The following is a 2113-nucleotide window of genomic DNA, read 5'->3' as shown; positions in this document are numbered from 1 at the left end:
GGGCCGGACCGGGTCCCGTCGGGGCCGACGCGGTCAGGACCGTCCGGGATCGACGAGGGGGGTGCGGACGGGTCGACGGCGACGGCTCGGGACGGACCCGGGGACACGTACTGTGGGAACTGCGCGGAGTTCGACTACGTTCGAACCGACGACGGGATGCGCCCGTACTGCGGCCACTACGACGAGCTGATGGACGATATGGACGCTTGCGATCAGTGGACGCCGCGCTAGGGAGTTCGAAAACGGGCCGGCAGGTCGGGACCTGCCGGCGTGATGGTTTCGTGTGTTACGCCGGTTCCGTTGACGGTAGCTGTGACTCGGCGATCGCGAACGCGAGCGTGCTCAACACCCCGAGGAGCGTCCCGGCCGCGAGCGCCAGCGCGAGGTCCCCGAGGGCGAGCGCGGTGACGCCCGGGGCGGCCGGGAGGAAGAACCCGGAAACGGCGTACAACACCACCGCGATGGCGACGACGTAGAACGGCGCGTTGAGGTATCGCCAGCGGAACCGACCGGCGAGGTACTCGTCGGTGATCTGCCCGAGACTGGAGGTGACGCCCGCGACGGCGAGCCACTGGACGAACCCGTGGACGAACGCCGCGAGGGTGGCCCCAGCCGGAAGCGCCCCGGAGTGGACGCCCCGGACCGCCTCGACCGTCTCTCCGCCCTGAACCACCCCGACGACGATGAGCGCGAGCGCGACGACGTAGGTGATGAGCGTCACGCGGCCGGCGTACAGGAGGTTTCGGATCCCGGCGGCCGCCCCGTCGACGGTCTCCTCCAGCCCCAGCCCGCGGAACAGCGAGTAGAGCCCGACCGCCCCGGAGATGACGCCCAACACGGCCGCGCCGGCGACGTCGAAGAGGTTGGCGACGACGACGAGCGGGTAGATCAGGAGGAGGACCCCGAGCGGGACGAGGATGGTCCCGCGGGTTTCCCGGTCCGCGAGCACCTGCTTGATCGTGTAGTACAGCGACTCGAGGTCCTGCGCCTGTCGGACGACGACGCGGCGGACCCCATCGATCGGCATTCGGGAACGGATCACGGGGAGTACGGACTCGTCCTGTGCGCCGTCGGTGATCACGATGGCGGACACCTCCTCGCCGGTGGAGAGCTCGGCGAGCACGCGGTCGATCTCCGCGCCGACCGCGCGGTTCGCCTGGACGTCCGACCCCTCGACGCCGGTGACGGCGGCGACCTCGACCGTCTCGCCCGCCGCGGCCAACTCGTCGTGAACCGTCACGCCCTGAAACAGGACGTTGACGTCGGAGTCCTCTGGGTCAGCGGTGGCGAGCGCGACCGCGGCCTCGGTGACGGCTTCGGCCCCGATAACCGGGGTCGGGATCCCGGTTTTGCGGCCGAGGTCGTCGTCGAGGTCGACACAGAGGACGAGCAGCATCGGACGGACGTATGCGAGGGGTCGGCATATGTTTTCGGCTCCCCGACGGTGCGAGGGTCGAGCACGCCGGCCGCCCTCGCCGGAACCGCGTTACTCCGACGGCTCGTGTTCGATGCCGTTGAACATCCGGCGAACGTTCTCGCCGTCGCCGAACGCCTCCGGGTACGCGGCGAGCGGGAGAACGAAGTCCTCGCCCGCTTCGACCACGTCGCCGACGTGGAGCTCGAGGTCGACGGTGAAGTCGGTGCCTTCGATCTGCCCCTCGGCCGTGTACACGATGACGTCGAGCGCCTCGCCGAGGACGTCAGTCGTGTACTCCGACCCGCGTTCGAGGTCGTCGACATCGTCGTAGCGGTCGACGATCAGCTCGGCACGCTCCTCGTCGTCGAGGTCGCCGATAGGGTTGAACGTGCTCCCGAGCACCTCGACGCGCGGCGTCGCAAGCACGGAGACGACCGCCGCCTGATACCGTTCGCCGAACAGCTCGACGGCCTTGTCGTACTCGGCGATCCGGTTGGTGACGCGGACCTCGCTTGTCGTCCCCGCGACGTCGAACTCCTGGGAGACCGATTCCGACCGCACGTCGTTGAGCTCGTATCCCGTCTCCGAGAGAGCGTCGTCGGCGACAGTCGCCGTCCCGGCCGCGAACTCGGCCGGCTCGTCGCCCGTCAGGACGTCGAGCGCCGTACATCCCGCGAGTCCGGCGGTCGCGACCGC

The 2113-nt window shown here is 69.6% G+C and carries 3 protein-coding genes; 1 reads left to right on the top strand and 2 read right to left on the bottom strand.

What is annotated here, in order from left to right:
* Window positions 1–231: cell division protein CdpA domain-containing protein (locus ACFQEU_RS14960; protein ID WP_465261161.1), on the top strand; the 231-nt coding region annotated here is incomplete at its 5' end.
* Between the two features lie 55 nt (window positions 232–286).
* On the opposite strand, the gene ACFQEU_RS14955 is transcribed toward ACFQEU_RS14960, so the two are convergent.
* Both ACFQEU_RS14955 and ACFQEU_RS14950 read right to left on the bottom strand, forming a co-directional pair.
* Entirely contained in the window at window positions 287–1396 is a 1110-nt protein-coding gene (locus tag ACFQEU_RS14955; RefSeq protein ID WP_379783448.1) for a DUF373 family protein, read from the bottom strand.
* 90 nt (window positions 1397–1486) lie between these two features.
* On the bottom strand, window positions 1487–2113 hold a 627-nt coding region (locus ACFQEU_RS14950; protein WP_379783446.1), incomplete at its 5' end, for a DUF6517 family protein.

This window comes from Halorubrum tibetense, assembly GCF_042661865.1.
GTDB lineage: Archaea > Halobacteriota > Halobacteria > Halobacteriales > Haloferacaceae > Halorubrum > Halorubrum tibetense.
This window is presented reverse-complemented; position numbering and strand designations above follow the sequence as displayed.